Here is a 16,449-nt window from a genome sequence, read left to right as displayed (position 1 = left end):
TTTGGGGGAGTTTCCATGAAAAGACGAATCGCATTTTCACTACTGTTATCTGGATTATTATGCGCATCTTTTCAGGTCGTTAGTAAAACACCCTTTGATCCTGTCGATTTTATAAAAAAAATGCCTTATCAACAGGTGGTTAAAGAACTGGCTTTAGCTCGGTGTATTTCACAGGTGTCGACAGAAGACACTCTCTTTTCTCTAGATGCGGCCAGAATAGCAAATGCGATGGAAGAATGGATGCCCTTTGATGCTGAAAACGGCGAGCAGAAAGTGAATGCGCTTATCGATAAATTCAAGTCCACCTATAATCCGGCACACCTCGAGGTAGGCCCGGATACCAAAGGCGTCACGTTAAACTGCCTTCGCCTTTATCACAGCCCGGAGCTGGATAAATTATCTCGCGAGGTTATTAACGGCGATCCTGACCATACCTGGTATCAGGATAATCCGTAATAAAAACGTCAAATTAACAACATCGATATAAATTAAAAAATCACGTATGAATAGGTATAATTAAACATCATAATTTAAATCTTAATAAAACACGGAACCCTAATGCAGAAGAGAGGGAAATGTGATGAAATCATTATATGAAAAAATAAAAAATTCACTATCTATCCAAGGATAATAACGCCCATTTTGTTGCGTATAAAAATATATACACAAAAATAAGTTATGACTACAATGAATTAATCAGAAAAAATCAGCGTTATCAAAATACTTGCACAGCCAAGATGAGTTTGGCATTATTGAAATGCAATATCTCCATCCAAGGGAAAATTCCGATTAAAAAGATCTATAAAGAGAAAAAATAGAATCCAGTACTAAATTATTAGCAGACAAATTATATAAAGATAATATTTTTAGCAAAGCCGAATTATATACAGATGCAAATCAGGCTCCCCGCGAATTGAGAAATAAAATAGGAATTATCTTTTTCAATGTCATTACTGGCTATGGAGACAGTCATATCAATCTCCTTGCCTCTGAGCGCCAATATGCATCAATGCCACTTTGCTTGTTTTTAACTGCATAGAAGTCTGGTACTGGGAATTAAAAAATTTCGTATAAAAAATTTATAGATTCCATTGATATAAATTTAATAATTATATCAATTTTAGCTGCTTGCCCATAAGCAAGCGGCTGATATTACTGGATGGATATTCTATCCATCCAGTCACGAGGCAGAGGTAAAATATGGACGGTTTTATTCAGCCCCATGCTTTCCTGTTTGCCATATAGGTGCTTTCCCGAAAGCAATATATTGTCACTAACGAAGAGTAGATATTATTATGGCTATTGATATGTTCCTGAAAGTTGACGGTGTAACCGGTGAATCAAAAGATTCCAATCACACCGGCTGGACTGACATCACGTCTTTCTCCTGGGGTGCTTCCCAACCGGGAAATATGAGCGTGGGCGGCGGCGGCGGCGCCGGTAAAGTGAATTTTAACGATTTGCATATCAACGCGTTGATTGACAAATCCACCACCGCTATCCTGAAACACTGCTCCAGCGGTAAACACCTGACCAAAGTTGAAGTATCTGTCTGCAAGGCCGGGGGACAACAGGTGGAATACGCACGTATTACCCTGGAAGACGTATTAGTCACTTCCGTTCAGTACACAGGCTCTAACGATGGCGAGCTGGTTGGTATTGCTTATGCCTTCCAGGCTGCGAAAGTGAAACAACAGTATTGGGAACAGACTATCTCTGGCGGTAAAGGCGCGGAAAGCAGCGCTGGCTGGAATATCAAGGAAAATAAAGAAGCTTAATCGGTACGGTGAGCCCCTATGGGCTCACTTCCTTGTTGATAAAAGCTCAAAAAGTGACAAGACCCAATTTTCTACAAGCATGATAGCGTTTTTTAGAAATCAATATACCTGTTTCCTATGTTGATAAAAAATTAGTGGAAATGTGAGTTTAATATCAATTTTCCTCAAGCAACGGAGACATCAATATGGCTTCTAAAATAAATTATATTCTTGCCATTTTAGCTATATTATCAACACCTGCTTTTGGCCGTGTAGATTACACGCCGGAAGAGTATCTTAAGAATTATGCATTAAGTATTTGCCTGGCACAGGGATATCATTCAGAAGAAGTCAAGAATGATGCTGCGGCGGTTGCTAGTGGCTATCTGGAGTTTGGAGATTATTCTCTTGAGGCCCATACAGCGACAAGAAATCTGGCCAGGGAGTTTTTAGCTAAGCAATATGACAGTAAATCTGGCGAGCCTATGATAACGGCGAAATGTATTGACTTTTATCATAGTGAAAAATTGCGGGATCTTATGAGTAAATTTAAGGGTAAATCGGATAATTAGGGAATATCAAATAAATAGGGAACAGGATATGGCAAATCGCGTAATCTTAATAAGAAGACTTTGGCAAACAAATAACTCAACCATAAGTACTTATGAAATTTCAGGGAGCGCTACAAAAGGCTACATCCTTGAGCGACCTGGGCCAGACACTACCGTTTCAGGCTTAAGACAACGTATTCCTGAAGGATCCTATAAAATAAAATGGCATAACAGCAACATTCCTTCGGTAAAACCATACAACCCAGTTCCTTTACTTTATAATGCTAACGTACCACAATCTCGTTATATTCTTATTCATAATGGAAACTATCCAAGCAATACAGATGGTTGCCTTTTAATTGGAGGCACAAAAGGAAATGATTTTATTGGTGGAAGTGTTGTTAAACTAAAAGAGTTAAAAGAACTTATCTCTCAAGAAGGTATCGAAAATTTTACCATCATGATTACATCATGTTACGTAAACTGCAATAAATAAAGAGGTATCATGTTCAGAAAAACACTTTTACTCTTATTTTTTATTGTCATTACGCCATCAAGCCTTGCGACTCAAAAAATAAGTGATGGTATATTACAAGCATACTGGTTGCCAATCTGGAATGATTCGGCCACCGAAAATAACCCAGTTTTGCATTTTCGCTATTTTTCACTAACCGAAAACTCACACATCGATAAGATAATTAATCTCGATGTGGACACAGAGAAGAAAAAAAACAATTTATTGAAAGATTACTTCAAAGACATTCCACATAATTTCCTTACATATAAAGAAGGCCATATAGAACGTATGGGTGGGATAGTCGTAGAGAATCTCTCTGAAACAAAAGAATGCGATCACATATATCATAACGCCAAACTAATGACATTCACGCCAGGGCAGGATCGCAAATTCAATATTCAAAAACTTGAAGAGAGCGCTGGCTGTGAAGCCTACCCATACATTGTAACTTATTCTGCCAAAGAAGGTATTGGCTCTCTTTATTTTAAAGAAACACCGTCAGAGAGTGCGAAGAAAAGTGCAGAAATCCCGCTTGATACGCCATTAGTAAAAATTAAAACAATAAACGATAAGTGGATCCTGGCGGCAATATATGATGCGGAAAAACCTGACCTGCTCGGTAATCCGCAAGGTTATATTGAACTTGATAAGCTCCAACCGCTTAACTGAGTGTTTCCCGATAACCGCTTTATTCCCTTAAAAGCCCCCAATCAGCACGGGCCTCGTTGAGACCCGCGCCGTTTGAGCGCTAATAACATACCCAGGCAGGAATACGCTATGCGATTCACAATCATCACCACTAAACCCGGCCATCAGCCACCGCAGAGTAGCTGCGATTTTAATCCGCCAGGGGGAACTATTGGCCGTGGCACCGATAATAATCTCGTTCTGCCGGACAATGACCGCGCCATTTCGCGGCTGCAAGCGATCGTCCATATATCCGCCGATGGCGAGTGCCGAATTACCAATCGCGGCAATGTGACGCGAATGATGCTGAATGACCTCCCCCTCGAACGAGGCCGACAGGTTGAACTGCAGGATGGCGATATCCTCGGCATCGATGAGTATCGTCTGCATGTCAGCGAACTGGCGCTGGACGCTAAGCCGGCTCCCGATAATATTGCGGTCCAACGGCCAGTACAGACGCCGCCGGTAGAAAACATCCCCACCGCGGTGCCAACGGAGATCTGGGATAGCCTGACGCAGGAGTTTTCTATTTCCGACAATATTTCCGACACACGTTCAAGGCCGTCGCAAGAGCCGCTGCTTAATCCATTTAACGCGCCGAAAGAACCAGAGCGCAACCCGGAAGATCCGCTGGCGCATTTCAATACTCAAGAGCCGCTGTTTGACAAGAAACCTGTCGAAACCGACCAGCTTTTCAGTAGCGAGGAACTATTTAAGACCGACAGCATTTTCAACGATTCCACGCCAACCACGCTGACGCCGTCGGGCAATGCACCGTCTTCCCTGGCAACCGATGAAGAAAACGAGCTGGATCCACTTGCATTCTTCGGCGGCGCGGGCAGCGGGAAATCTCAATCCAATAGCGAGGATCCACTCGGTCTGATGGGCGGTGCGCTGCCGCTAGCGCAACCTGGCGATGAGGAAATCTCACCCGAACCGCAAAGCGTTCAGCAGCCTGAAGCACCAACAACGGCGAATAATGAAATACCCGCTTCGGTGAAAGAAAGTACGCCACTCACCTATTCCCCGGCGGATAGTTCATCTTTATTCAGCGATGAGCCGGAGAAGGGATCGCTGCAGATGCCGGAGCAAGAGCAGGAACCGCAGGATTACGCCCGTATCACCCTGCCTACCCCACAGACCATACAACGTAAAGTCAGCCAGGCGCCCACAGGCCGCCTGCGCATCGACCCGGTAAACACCAGCGATGCGCAGAGCCACACGGCGGCATCATCCGCGCGCGGTGATGTATTGCAAGGCGAACTGCTGGAAGCATTACTGGAAGGAATGGGACTGGGCGATATGCAGCCGATTCCACAGTTTGACCGGGACAGCATGCATCAACTCGGCCAAATGCTAAGCATGTTTTCTCAGGGCACCGTGGCGCTCCTATCCTCGCGCTCTATTCTTAAACGCGGCGTAAAAGCCGATATGACCATGGTGCTGGATGACGCCAACAACCCTTTCAAGCTGTTGCCTTCAGGAAAGACAGTGCTGATGCAGATGTTCGGCTCCCGTATGCCGGGTTTTATGCCGCCGAAAAAATCAGTTCGTGATGCGCTTATCGACCTTCAGGCGCACCAGTTGGGAATGATTTCCGGAATTCGAGCCATTATTGCCGCCATGCTGCAATCGTTTAATCCAGATTTGCTGGAGGAAGCGGCGAAACGTGATGGCGCCACCTCGCGACTGTCGCTATCAGCTAGCCGCAAAGCGGCGCTGTGGGACTATTTTGTTCGTCAATACAATGACACCGCGGGCGAAATTGAAGACGACTTCCATACCTTGTTTGGCGAAGCCTTCCTGCATGCCTATGACATGGAAGTGAACCAGTACAAAGACTCACAAAGCGGGTCGGAATAATGGATATCAAAACGGCCTTACTTTCCAGGCAGGGCGCTCGCGCCAGTAACCAGGATCAGGTCGGTGAGGTCATCGGTAAGCGTTCAGCTTGCTTTGTGGTTTGCGATGGCATCGCAGGACTACCAGGAGGTGATATGGCGGCGAAACTTGCCCGCGACACCATCCTTTCACAGTTTGATGGCGATCATCACCTGAATGCTCAGTACATTCGCGAATATGTGAACGAAGCGAATCGGACTATCCGTACCGAGCAGCAAGCGACGAAAGATTATCACCGTATGGGTACGACGTTGGTGAGTTTGTTTATTGACCGGGATTACCAACTCGCTTACTGGGTGCACGCGGGCGACAGCCGCCTTTATCTGTTTCGTCGCGGCTGGCTCTACCATGTCACCACCGATCATAGCCTGGTCCAGCAAATGAAAGACGCCGGTCACCAAACCGATGGCGTTAGCGACAACCTGCTCTATTTCGCCCTCGGTATGGATGATGAGGGACGCGAGTCCAGCTATAGCGACGTTGTGCCGATTGAAGACGGCGATGCTTTTTTACTCTGCACCGACGGTTTCTGGCACGGCGTCAGCGAAGCGCAAATGAAGCAGTCATTGCATATGGTGAATACTCCGCAGGATTGGCTGACGCTGATGAACCAGATTTTGTTGAAAAATGAGCATCAGACGCAAGGCAAACAGGATAATTACAGCGCAGTGGCCGTCTGGGTTGGCGAACCGCAGGACACCACCCTGTTACATTCGCTTTCTGACGCTGAACAATATTTTCCCTTTCGTGATTGATTAAGGTTAACAAGGATTTTTATGAAACTTTGGCTTTCGGGTTTAGCCCTGCTTGCGATATCCGCCGGCGCTCAGGCAGAAAATTACCGGATCGTTCAGTCTGCCTCTCAGAAACTGGATGTCTGGATCGATAACATCAAAGACAACACGCCGAAAAGCTGGTGCGCAGCAGAGCTATCGCTACGCATTGTGGCCAACGGCGATAAAAAAATCAGCGTATTGGAATCCTTTATGCCTCGTCTGGGCTCGTTGCTGGAAAGCCAGTGCGCCACGCTTAACGTAGTTCATTGGCAGTTTAACAAACCAGACGGCACGCCGATCGCCCAGGGAAATGCCGCCAAAGCCAACGACTGGACTCCGGTTATCCCTCCGAAGGAACCGGTGGAACAACAGGCGCCGCGGCAGATTCGCGTCGAAGATCTATCTCCCATCGCCGATCAGACTCCGTGGCTGAAATTCAGCCTCAAAGAGGGTTGCTACCTGCGCACCTTCTGGCAAGAAGGCTCCCATACATCAGCGCTGTTTATTCCGGCCGCTGGCGAGGGTAAATGTGATGCAGGCGTCTGGCTGAACGGCCGCTACGACGTCACTCAACGAAGCACCGACGGTGAAAAGAAAATCGCCATGACTTTCGTTCACGGGTTCCCGGTGATCGGGCTTAACAAAAACGCCGACGTCAGAAACCTGACGGTCACCAGTGCAAACAATGAACGTATGGTGATAAGCGACGGGCGTCTGGCGCAAAGCTGGATGATTCTGCCTTACGTCTCAGACCTTAACAGTTGGCAGGCGAGTGGCACCGTGGCGGTGGAAGTCCCGCTCGATCAGGCTATCAATGATGAGCACCTGCGTTTACATCTGGAAGAAGTGCGTAAAGTCTGGTCTTCCTGGCTGGAGCCCGGCACAAGCCTGACCATTGTGTTGGTCAACGCCTTATACCCGCAGCTTCGCGATCCGGCGGCCGGCGCGTATCGCACGCTGAAGTAATTCCCTCAGGAGCCATGATGCAAACTCTTTATCAACAACTTTCAAGTACGTCGCTCGCCGATACGCTGACGCAACTCGAAAACGACATCAAGACCCAGCCCGCGAACGCCGACCTGCGCGCGGCCTTTGTGCAGTTGCTGTGCCTGGCGGGAAATTGGGGACGCGCGCTAATTCAACTTAAAAGCTGGCTAGCGCTTAAACCACAGGCGAAACCGACCATCACACTGCTGGAACAAGCGATTGCCGGCGAACAACGGCGTATTGAAGTCATGGAGGGGCGCGCCCGTCCGAATATGCCAGACACCCAGTGGCCATGGCTCACCCCGTTATTAGCCGCCCTAAGCGCCCGCAATGCTGATACCGCCAGCACCCAACGCGAAGCCGCGTTTGCAGAAGCCGAAATCAACCCTGGTGAACTAACGTCACAAGAACGTGTTCATCGTTTCGACTGGTTGATGGACGGCGACGCCCGCCTGGGACCGGTGTGTGAAGTCATTGTGAACGGCCGCTACTTCTGGCTGCCGTTTAGCGCCATTGCAGAAATGCGTTTTCAGGCCCCTTCGAGCGTAACCGATCTGGTATGGCGACATACATCGGTCAGACTGGTAGACGGCACCGAACAGGTTTGCCAGATTCCGGCGCGTTATCCGCTGATGGAAGATACCGAAGACCGCTTTCTGCTGGCCCGCGCCACTGAATGGGAACCGATAAATAACGGCGGAGAACAGTACCTGGGGATCGGTCAAAAGGTATGGCTCAACGACAGCGATGAGTTTCCATTGCTCTCGCTCGATAGCTTAATATTCAGTGTGGATGAAGACAGGCATGACTAAGCAGTATCGCGAAGATGAAAATGCGTTGCTGCGCGGCGGCTGGCGGTTTCGCCGCGAGCAGGAGACGATTGGCGCGCGCGATAAAATGCAGCCATCGCTGCTCGATCGCCTGACGGACGATGCGCCCGATAAACGTCAGGAGCCGCTCAACAGTAACTTGGTTTCTCACAGCACACTGCGCCGCCATGTGCTGCGCGATCTGCAATGGCTGTTCAACACCATCAACAATGAAGCGCAGCACGATTTAAGCGGTATGGATCAAATTCGTCGTTCAGTGCTCAATTTTGGTGTCGCCCCGCTTGCCGGTCAACGAATGTCTGACATTGAATGGCAGGATATTCAACGCAAACTTACTGAGGCGATTTTGCACTTTGAACCGCGCATCCTCCCGCAAGGGCTACAGGTACGCTGTATCTCCGACCCGAAATCTCTTGACCTGCACAACGTACTGTCGATTGAAATCAAAGGCCGATTGTGGTGCGTCCCCTATCCGCTGGAGTTTCTGTTTCGTACCGATGTCGATCTTGAAAACGGCTACTTTGAACTGAAAGACGCGGGGTGAACATGGAAAGTAAACTGCTCGACTATTACAACCGTGAACTGGCGTATCTGCGCGAGATGGGAGCAGAGTTTGCCGAACGCTATCCAAAAGTGGCGGGGCGTCTCGGCATGCGCGGTATCAATGTGGCGGACCCGTATGTCGAACGCTTAATGGAGGGTTTCGCCTTTCTTACCTCACGCGTACAGCTAAAAATGGACGCGGAATTCCCACGTTTTTCCCAGCGTTTACTGGAAATGATCGCCCCCAACTATCTGGCGCCTACTCCCTCGATGGCAATTGCGGAGCTGCACCCTGACAGCGCCAAAGGCGATCTGAGCAACGGTTTCGTCGTGCCACGCGGCACCATGATGGACAGCCAGACGCTAAAGAAAAACGGCGTCACCTGTAGCTACGCCACGGCTCATGATGTCACGCTGCTGCCATTGCACATCGATCTGGCGGAACTTGGCGGCGTACCCGCCGACATACCGCTCGGCCAGCTTGGGTTAGGCCACCATGGCGCGGTGAGCGCGCTACGCGTGCGCGTGGCATGCGACGGCGCGGTCAACATTCAGCATCTCGATTTTGACCGTCTCGACTTTTTCCTGAGCGGTCCCGATATTCAGGCGCTGAAACTCCTGGAATTGCTGATGGAACATCAGGTAGGCATCATCTGCCAGACCGTGGAGCCGAATCCGGCGCGCATCATCCTTGGCGAAGACGCGCTGCGCCAGGAGGGTTTCGACACCGATCAGGCGCTGCTGCCGGACGACTTGCGGAACTTCGACGGCTACCGGCTGTTGCATGAATACTTCGCGTTTCCGGCCCGTTTCCAGTTTGTCAGCATCCGCGGCCTGCGCCCGTTACTGGCGCAAAGCGGCGAGGTTAAAGCATTTGATATCATCATCTTACTGGATAAAGCCGACGAGCAGCTTGAGCGAGTCGTGGATAAAGACCACCTGGCGATGCATTGTACCCCGGTCATCAACCTGTTCCCCAAAGTGGCCGAGCGTCAGAAAATCAGCGACGCCCATCATGAATATCATCTGGTCGTGGATAATATTCGTCCTTTGGATTACGAAGTTTTCGCGGTGCAAAAACTGTACGCCAGCGTAGATGGGCTGCACGATGAGCAGGTTTTTCGCCCGTTCTGGAGTACCTGGGCCCGCGATGGCGACAACTACGGCGCCTATTTTTCGCTGCGCCGCGAACAGCGTGCGCTTTCCGAACATGCGCTACGCTACGGTACTCGCACCGGCTATGTCGGGTCAGAAACGTTCGTCTCGCTGGTGGATGAACATCATGCGCCGTGGAATGACGAACTTCGCTATATCACTGCCGAAGTCTTGTGCACCAGCCGCGATTTACCGCTGATGCTGCAACAGGATCTCGGTCAGTTCGTGATGCCGGACTCCCTGCCGGTACGCGAGCTTACGATGCGTAAAGGCCCGACGCCGCCTCGCCCAGCGTTGGCGGAGGGGCTCAGCACCTGGCGACTTATCAGCCAGTTGCAAATGAACTATCTCAGTCTGATGGATAGCGATGACGGCGAAGGCGCAGCCGCGTTGCGTCAGTTGCTCGGTCTTTATGCCCAGCTTGCGGAAACGCCGGTAGCGCGTCAGATCGAAGGAATTCGCCACTGTGTGCTTGAGCCAGTGCACCGTCGCGTGCCGGAGCCGGGTCCAATAGTGTTTGCTCGCGGCGTGGGCATCACGCTCACCGTGGATGAGCAGGCATTTTCCGGATCCAGCCCCTGGCTGCTGGGAAGCGTACTGGAACGCATGTTTGCCCGCCTGGTGGCAATGAACAGTTTTACCGAATTCACCCTCATAAGTCAGCAGCGTGGTGAAGTTGGATACTGGGAACCCCGAATGGGTAAAAGGGCGTTGATATGAGTGAGACACTGCAAGCCAGCGAGCCGATCCGCCGGATGACGCTATTGCCGGAAAACTTCTGGAATGCAGTGATGGCCGCGCCTTGGCGCTACGATCTGTTCCAGCTTCTGCGCCGCCTCGATGCCCAAGGCGGCGAACGTTATCTGCTTGGGCGCGCCCCGTTGCCCCGCTTTGAACCGCTGCGCATCGGCCAGAAACCGGCAATGGCATTCGCTCCATCAACGATTGCCGAGGTGAGTTCACGCGATAACTCGCCGCTGCACGATATTTCTATTTTTAGTTTTGGCCTCTTCGGCCCCAATGGTCCGCTGCCGCTGCATATGACCGAATATGTTCGCGAGCGCATCTATCATCATCAGGACGATAGCCTGAGCGCTTTTGCAAATCTGTTTCACCATCGTCTGACGCTGCTTTTTTATCGCGCCTGGGCCGACGCGCAACCGACGGTTTCCCTCGACAGGCAGGATGATAAACGCTTCGAACAGTATCTCGCATCGTTCATCGGGATGGGGCAACCCGGCCAGATGGAGAAAAGCTGCCTCAGCCACCATGCGCGTTATATGCTTGCCGGGCATCTCTCACGTCACGGACGTGATGCCGAAGGGCTGGAAAAAATCCTGCGTTACTATTTCCAGGTGCCTGTTAAGCTAGTGGAAAATGTCCCACAGTGGATGCCCCTCACCACCAGTGAACAGGCGCGCCTTGGTACAGGCCGGCGTGTGCCGCGATTGGGGAAATCCGCATTCCTGGGCGTTTCGGTACGCGATGCGCAGCATAAATTTCGCATTGAGCTAGGGCCGCTGGATCTCGAAACCTATCGGCGTTTTATGCCTGGCGGCATATGGGTGAGGGAACTGCGCGACTGGGTGCGTCAATACCTCGGCATTGAATATCAGTGGGAAGTCCGTCTGATCCTGAGTGAAGAAGCAGTCTCCGGGGCTACCCTCGGCGGCAACGCTCAATTGGGTTACAGCACATGGCTCGGTCGCCAACCTCAGCCCGCACCGTGCGGGGATCTGATGTTTAGTATAGAAGGAGCATTGGGCAGTAGGCATGGATGATATCTCCATAGGGACGACTTCACTTTCCTTGCCTAATTAAACTGACTCATCTCCGTTTTTAACGATGGAAGCGGGTTATTTTTATGATTCCGGTTATACAGGCACGGTGCCGCCAATCCCGGGAAGCCTTAAGCGTGTCATAAACTTAAAACCCTTTCAGGATTGATATGTTATGAACATTAAATACATTACTATAACTTTCTTTTTTACTTTTTTTAGCTTAGCTGCGATGGCAAGCGATAGTGGAGGTTATATAGACAAACCAACTGAAAAAGCCTCCGAATTAGTAAAAAAATATGTCATATCGGGTGACTCTGACAAACCATCAATTTTAAACAACCTTACTAAACTAGCTGATTCAAACCCCGAAAATATTAATGTCATCAGGATATACACCAGCTTACTCTCTTCTGAGAGAATGTATAAAAAAGCCATTTCTTACCTTGAACCTATAAACAAATCAAAAACAACATCCTCATTATTGCTTCAGGAATGCATGTTGAAAGATAGAATCAATAAAACCGATTTAAGCTGTTATAAAAAAGTTGTTTTTTTATCTGAAAAAAATGGCACTGAGAACATGGATTACTTAATGGCTCTTTTTTTCTCTGATGATGAAAAATTTGAAAAAAAGAAAAACACCTTAATAAAAAATAATCATAGTTTAGAAAATAACTTCTCTATTTTTTCTTATGATAAAAAGAGTGTTTTGCAATCAATATATCCTTAGCCTTAGCGTAACTACCTAGTAACACCTGAAAATAATACCGCTTGTTGCGTTCATTACGCTTATTGATAAACGGAATCAACCATGTCAGAAATCAGCCGTGCCGTACTATTCGGCAAATTGGACACGCTGTTATTTACCTCGCTGGAAAGCGCCACCGCATTTTGCAAACTGCGCGGTAATCCCTATGTGGAGTTGGCGCACTGGCTGCATCAATTGATGCAGCAACAGGATGGTGACCTGCAACAACTTATCCGTCATTTCTCGCTGGATGAAGAGGCGCTCAGCCGAGACATTGTCGCAGCGCTGGATAAACTACCGCGCGGAGCCAGTTCGATTTCCGATCTCTCCGAACATATCGACAGCGCGGTGGAACGCGCCTGGGTCTACGGTTCGCTGAAATTTGGCGTTAACCGCATCCGTGGCGGCCACTTGCTGATAGGTATTCTGAAAACGAGAAATCTGGCGAACGTGCTTACAGGCATTTCGACGCAGTTCGATCATGTCAGCGCCGATATACTTGCCGATCGGTTCGATACCATTTTTTCCGCCAGCAAAGAAACGCAGCAGGCCACCACTGCGCCGCCGGGAACGGAAAGCGTGCCGGCACAGCAAAGTACGCTGTCGCAGTACGGTCAGGATCTGACTCAACATGCGCGCGAAGGGAAAATCGATCCGGTCGTCGGGCGCGACGGAGAAATTCGCCAGATGGTCGATATCCTGATGCGACGTCGCCAAAACAATCCGCTGCTTACTGGCGAAGCGGGCGTCGGGAAAACCGCCGTGGTTGAAGGACTGGCGCTGCGTATCGCCAATGGCGATGTGCCGGAGCCGTTGCAAAATGTGCAACTCTGGCTGCTGGATATCGGCATGTTGCAGGCTGGCGCAGGGATGAAAGGCGAATTCGAAGCGCGCCTGCAGGCGCTGATCAGTGAGGTTCAGGCCAGCGCAACTCCCATCATCCTGTTTATCGATGAAATTCATACCTTGATTGGCGCAGGCGGTCAGCAAGGAACGGGCGATGCCGCCAACCTGTTGAAACCAGCGCTGGCGCGCGGACAACTGCGCACTATCGGCGCCACCACATGGGCCGAATACAAAAAGCACATCGAAAAAGATCCTGCGCTCACCCGCCGCTTCCAGACCGTACAGGTGCATGAACCGGATGAAGAAAAAGCCTTGCTGATGTTGCGCAGCGCCGTCTCGCCGTTGGAAAAACATCACCGCATATTGTTACTGGATGAGGCGGTGAACGCCGCGGTCAAACTTTCACATCGTTATATCCCTGCACGCCAGTTGCCGGACAAGGCGATAGCGCTACTGGATACCGCCTGTGCCCGAGTGGCCGTCAGCCAAAGCGCGCCGCCGCCGCAATTAGAAAACTGCCTGCACCGTATCACGGCGCTTGAGGTCGAAACCGACATCGCCGAACGTGAAGCTCGCGTGGCAATCGGTGATAAAGAGCGGCTGACTCAGCTAAAAGCGGAAAAGGCAGCGCTTGAAGCCGAGCGCGATGCATTGACGGCCCGCTGGGAACAGGAGCGTGAACTGGTGGATGAGATTATCGCACTACGATCGGAATTACATATCGCCGATGAAGACGCTCAGCCGGAACTGCGCGAGAAACTGGCGGAGCGTCAAAACTCGCTCACCGAACTTCAGGGCGAAACGCCGCTGTTATTCGCTGCGGTGGACGCTAACGTCGTAGCTGCCGTCGTCTCCGACTGGACCGGTATTCCACTGGGGCGCATGGTAAAAAATGAAATCGACGCGGTTCTGAATCTGGCAGATACGCTCAGTCAGCGCGTCATCGGTCAGCGTCACGGCCTGGAACTGATAGCGAAGCGCGTTCGAACCTCCCGGGCCAGCCTGGACGATCCCAATAAACCGGTAGGGGTGTTTATGCTCTGCGGCCCATCCGGCGTTGGCAAGACCGAAACCGCGCTGGCGCTGGCCGAGGCGCTCTATGGCGGCGAACAAAACGTCATTACCATTAATATGAGCGAGTTTCAGGAGGCGCACACCGTCTCCACGCTCAAAGGCGCGCCTCCGGGTTACGTGGGTTACGGAGAAGGCGGCGTATTGACTGAAGCGGTGCGCCGCCGCCCATACAGCGTGGTGTTGCTTGATGAAATCGAGAAGGCCCACCCGGATGTGCATGAAATCTTTTTCCAGGTGTTCGACAAAGGCTGGATGGAAGACGGCGAAGGGCGGCATATCGATTTTCGCAATACCATTATTATTCTGACTTCCAATGTCGGCACCGAGCTTATCAGCGCGATGTGCGCCGATCCGGACCTTATGCCGGAACAGGACGCACTGGCGGGCGCGCTGCGCCAACCGCTGTTGCAGGTTTTCCCGCCCGCGCTGCTGGGGCGCTTGCTGGTGGTGCCCTATTATCCTCTCAGCGATGCAATGCTGGAAGAAATCGTGCGCCTGCAACTCAAACGCATTCAACGCCGTTTGGAAGAAAATCACGGAATTATTTCCCAGGTGGACGACAGCGTAATTACACAAATCGTTCAGCGTTGTACCGAAGTTGAATCCGGTGGCCGTATGGTCAGCGCCATTCTTACCAATACTCTGCTGCCGCAGATGAGCCAGATATTGCTCACCGCCAGTGCGCACAATGAAAATTACCGTCACCTGCATGTAACTTTCGCGCAGGGTGAGTTTCAGTGCCAGTTCGCAGCATAACGCTATCATCAAGAGAGTTTTCCAATATGACGGATCACAATAACAATCGGACTGTGCCCAATGCATTACCGCCTGGGTATCGCTTCAACGAGTTTGAAATTAAGGAAGTGATTGGCGGCGGCGGATTTGGCATTGTCTATCGCGCCTGGGATCACCAACTGGAGCGCACCATCGCAATTAAAGAGTTCATGCCAACAACGCTTGCGGTGCGCAACGACGACATGACATTAGTGCTGCGCAGTGAGCGTTTCAGTAAAGCATATACCGCCGGGCTGAACAGTTTTATTCAGGAAGCTCGTCTGCTGGCGCGTTTTAACCATCCGAATCTGTTGCATGTGCTGCGGTTTTGGGTACAGAACGATACGGCTTATATGGGCACCGTGTTTTACAGCGGCACCACGCTTTCGAAACTGCGCGAGGCACACCCGGAGTTGATTAACGAAGCCTGGATCCGCCGCACGCTGCCGATGCTGTTCGGGGCCATCAAAACCATTCATGACGAAGGCTACCTGCACCGCGATATCTCGCTTGATAACATCCAGATTCAGGATAACGGCTTACCGGTGCTGCTGGACTTCGGCTCGGCACGCCGCAGTATCGGCAATATATCCGACGAAACCGAAACCATGCTGCGTCCCGGTTTTGCGCCTATTGAACAGTACACCGACGACAACGAAAGTGAACAGGGCCCGTGGACCGATATCTATGCACTGGGCGCCGTGTTACATACCTTAATCGTCGGTTCGCCGCCGCCGGTCAGCGTAGTACGTAGCATTCAGGATAGCTATCAGCCGCTGGTCGAACGCCGCCCGGAAGGATATTCGCTGTCTCTGCTACAGGCGGTGGATCGCGCGCTGGCGCTGAAAATTGAAAACCGCCCTCAGTCTATCGGCGAGTTCTCTGCACTGATTGAAATGCCGGTGGCGGCGCTGAGCGATGTGCTGGGCTTAAAAAAACCAGGCACCATGCTGGTGCCGGTGGACGTAGCGCAATCAAAATTCGCCCCTCTCGACTGGAGGCGCTATAAAGTACCTGGATTGGTAGCTGCTGGCGTACTGGTGGGGCTGGTGGCCGGAGGAATGTTCTTCAGCGACAGATCGGATAACCCGCCGCAAGTACAAACGGCCGAAACGGCGCAGCCCTCTGCGGCGCAGACTCCGACGCCGACACAACCCGCTAACAACGAATCGGCAGAAACGTCAATACAGACCGCCAGCACCGCGCCGGCAGAAACACCGACGCCGAGCGCCAGTACAGCACCGGCAGAAGCGGCGGCGCAGACCAGTGCGCCGGCCGTAATCGCTGACCCGGTAGCGCAGATCTATGTACGCATGGGTGAAAACGAGCAGATCTCGCTCAACGGCAAACCGCAGGCGGCGGCGCCTGAAGCCAATGGCTTCGCTTCGTTGCAACTGCCGCCAGGTGAATACGAAATCACGATTCTGAGTAACGGGCGGACCCGCAGCCAAACAATTACCGTGGGCAAACCCGGCACCTGGCTTATCAACCCTTAACATCAACGCTGCATGTGGCATCTGC

General features: G+C 51.0%; 15 protein-coding genes. All 15 read left to right on the top strand.

Annotated elements, in window-relative coordinates; genetic code table 11:
* Nucleotides 1-15: 15 nt before the first annotated feature.
* The gene (locus HC231_RS08220) at nucleotides 16-456 is read left to right on the top strand and encodes a T6SS amidase immunity protein Tai4 family protein (RefSeq protein ID WP_208230544.1); all 441 of its coding nucleotides are present in this window, start codon (nucleotides 16-18) and stop codon (nucleotides 454-456) included.
* Between the two features lie 839 nt (nucleotides 457-1,295).
* A complete protein-coding gene (locus tag HC231_RS08215; protein ID WP_208230543.1) occupies nucleotides 1,296-1,778 on the top strand; it encodes an Hcp family type VI secretion system effector in 483 nt (160 codons plus the stop codon).
* A 185-nt stretch (nucleotides 1,779-1,963) separates the two neighbouring features.
* A complete protein-coding gene (locus tag HC231_RS08210; RefSeq protein ID WP_208230542.1) occupies nucleotides 1,964-2,329 on the top strand; it encodes a T6SS amidase immunity protein Tai4 family protein in 366 nt (121 codons plus the stop codon).
* 28 nt (nucleotides 2,330-2,357) lie between these two features.
* Nucleotides 2,358-2,804, top strand: coding sequence for a DUF5675 family protein (locus HC231_RS08205; protein ID WP_208230541.1), 447 nt, complete (start codon nucleotides 2,358-2,360; stop codon nucleotides 2,802-2,804).
* A gap of 9 nt (nucleotides 2,805-2,813) precedes the next feature.
* Nucleotides 2,814-3,494 (top strand): hypothetical protein, encoded by a 681-nt coding sequence (locus HC231_RS08200; protein WP_208230540.1) that lies wholly within the window; start codon nucleotides 2,814-2,816, stop codon nucleotides 3,492-3,494.
* A gap of 108 nt (nucleotides 3,495-3,602) precedes the next feature.
* On the top strand, nucleotides 3,603-5,375 hold the full coding sequence (gene tagH, locus HC231_RS08195; RefSeq protein ID WP_208230539.1) for a type VI secretion system-associated FHA domain protein TagH: 1,773 nt from the start codon (nucleotides 3,603-3,605) through the stop codon (nucleotides 5,373-5,375).
* Nucleotides 5,375-6,169, top strand: a complete 795-nt coding sequence (locus tag HC231_RS08190; RefSeq protein ID WP_208230538.1) for a PP2C family protein-serine/threonine phosphatase — start codon at nucleotides 5,375-5,377, stop codon at nucleotides 6,167-6,169. The genes tagH and HC231_RS08190 overlap by 1 nt, the downstream gene beginning before the upstream one ends.
* Before the next feature lie 21 nt (nucleotides 6,170-6,190).
* Nucleotides 6,191-7,156, top strand: coding sequence for a hypothetical protein (locus HC231_RS08185; RefSeq protein ID WP_208230537.1), 966 nt, complete (start codon nucleotides 6,191-6,193; stop codon nucleotides 7,154-7,156).
* 17 nt (nucleotides 7,157-7,173) lie between these two features.
* On the top strand, nucleotides 7,174-7,989 hold the full coding sequence (locus tag HC231_RS08180) for a type VI secretion system accessory protein TagJ (RefSeq protein WP_208231261.1): 816 nt from the start codon (nucleotides 7,174-7,176) through the stop codon (nucleotides 7,987-7,989).
* Nucleotides 7,982-8,551: a type VI secretion system baseplate subunit TssE gene (tssE, locus tag HC231_RS08175; protein WP_208230536.1), complete on the top strand. Its 570-nt coding sequence runs from the start codon at nucleotides 7,982-7,984 to the stop codon at nucleotides 8,549-8,551. The genes HC231_RS08180 and tssE overlap by 8 nt, the downstream gene beginning before the upstream one ends.
* 2 nt (nucleotides 8,552-8,553) lie before the next feature.
* Nucleotides 8,554-10,425 (top strand): type VI secretion system baseplate subunit TssF, encoded by a 1,872-nt coding sequence (tssF, locus tag HC231_RS08170; RefSeq protein WP_208230535.1) that lies wholly within the window; start codon nucleotides 8,554-8,556, stop codon nucleotides 10,423-10,425.
* Nucleotides 10,422-11,486, top strand: a complete 1,065-nt coding sequence (gene tssG / locus HC231_RS08165; protein ID WP_208230534.1) for a type VI secretion system baseplate subunit TssG — start codon at nucleotides 10,422-10,424, stop codon at nucleotides 11,484-11,486. The genes tssF and tssG overlap by 4 nt, the downstream gene beginning before the upstream one ends.
* Before the next feature lie 172 nt (nucleotides 11,487-11,658).
* Entirely contained in the window at nucleotides 11,659-12,216 is a 558-nt protein-coding gene (locus tag HC231_RS08160; protein WP_208230533.1) for a hypothetical protein, read from the top strand.
* A gap of 81 nt (nucleotides 12,217-12,297) precedes the next feature.
* The gene (gene tssH / locus HC231_RS08155; protein WP_208230532.1) at nucleotides 12,298-14,910 is read left to right on the top strand and encodes a type VI secretion system ATPase TssH; all 2,613 of its coding nucleotides are present in this window, start codon (nucleotides 12,298-12,300) and stop codon (nucleotides 14,908-14,910) included.
* 26 nt (nucleotides 14,911-14,936) lie between these two features.
* Complete coding sequence (locus tag HC231_RS08150; protein ID WP_208230531.1) at nucleotides 14,937-16,424, top strand: serine/threonine protein kinase; 1,488 nt, start codon at nucleotides 14,937-14,939, stop codon at nucleotides 16,422-16,424.
* The last annotated feature ends 25 nt before the right edge of the window (nucleotides 16,425-16,449 follow it).

The sequence above is a fragment of the Brenneria izadpanahii genome, assembly GCF_017569925.1.
GTDB lineage: Bacteria > Pseudomonadota > Gammaproteobacteria > Enterobacterales > Enterobacteriaceae > Brenneria > Brenneria izadpanahii.
The sequence above is the reverse complement of the archived record's forward strand: the minus strand, read 5'-3'. Positions and strand labels throughout refer to the sequence as shown.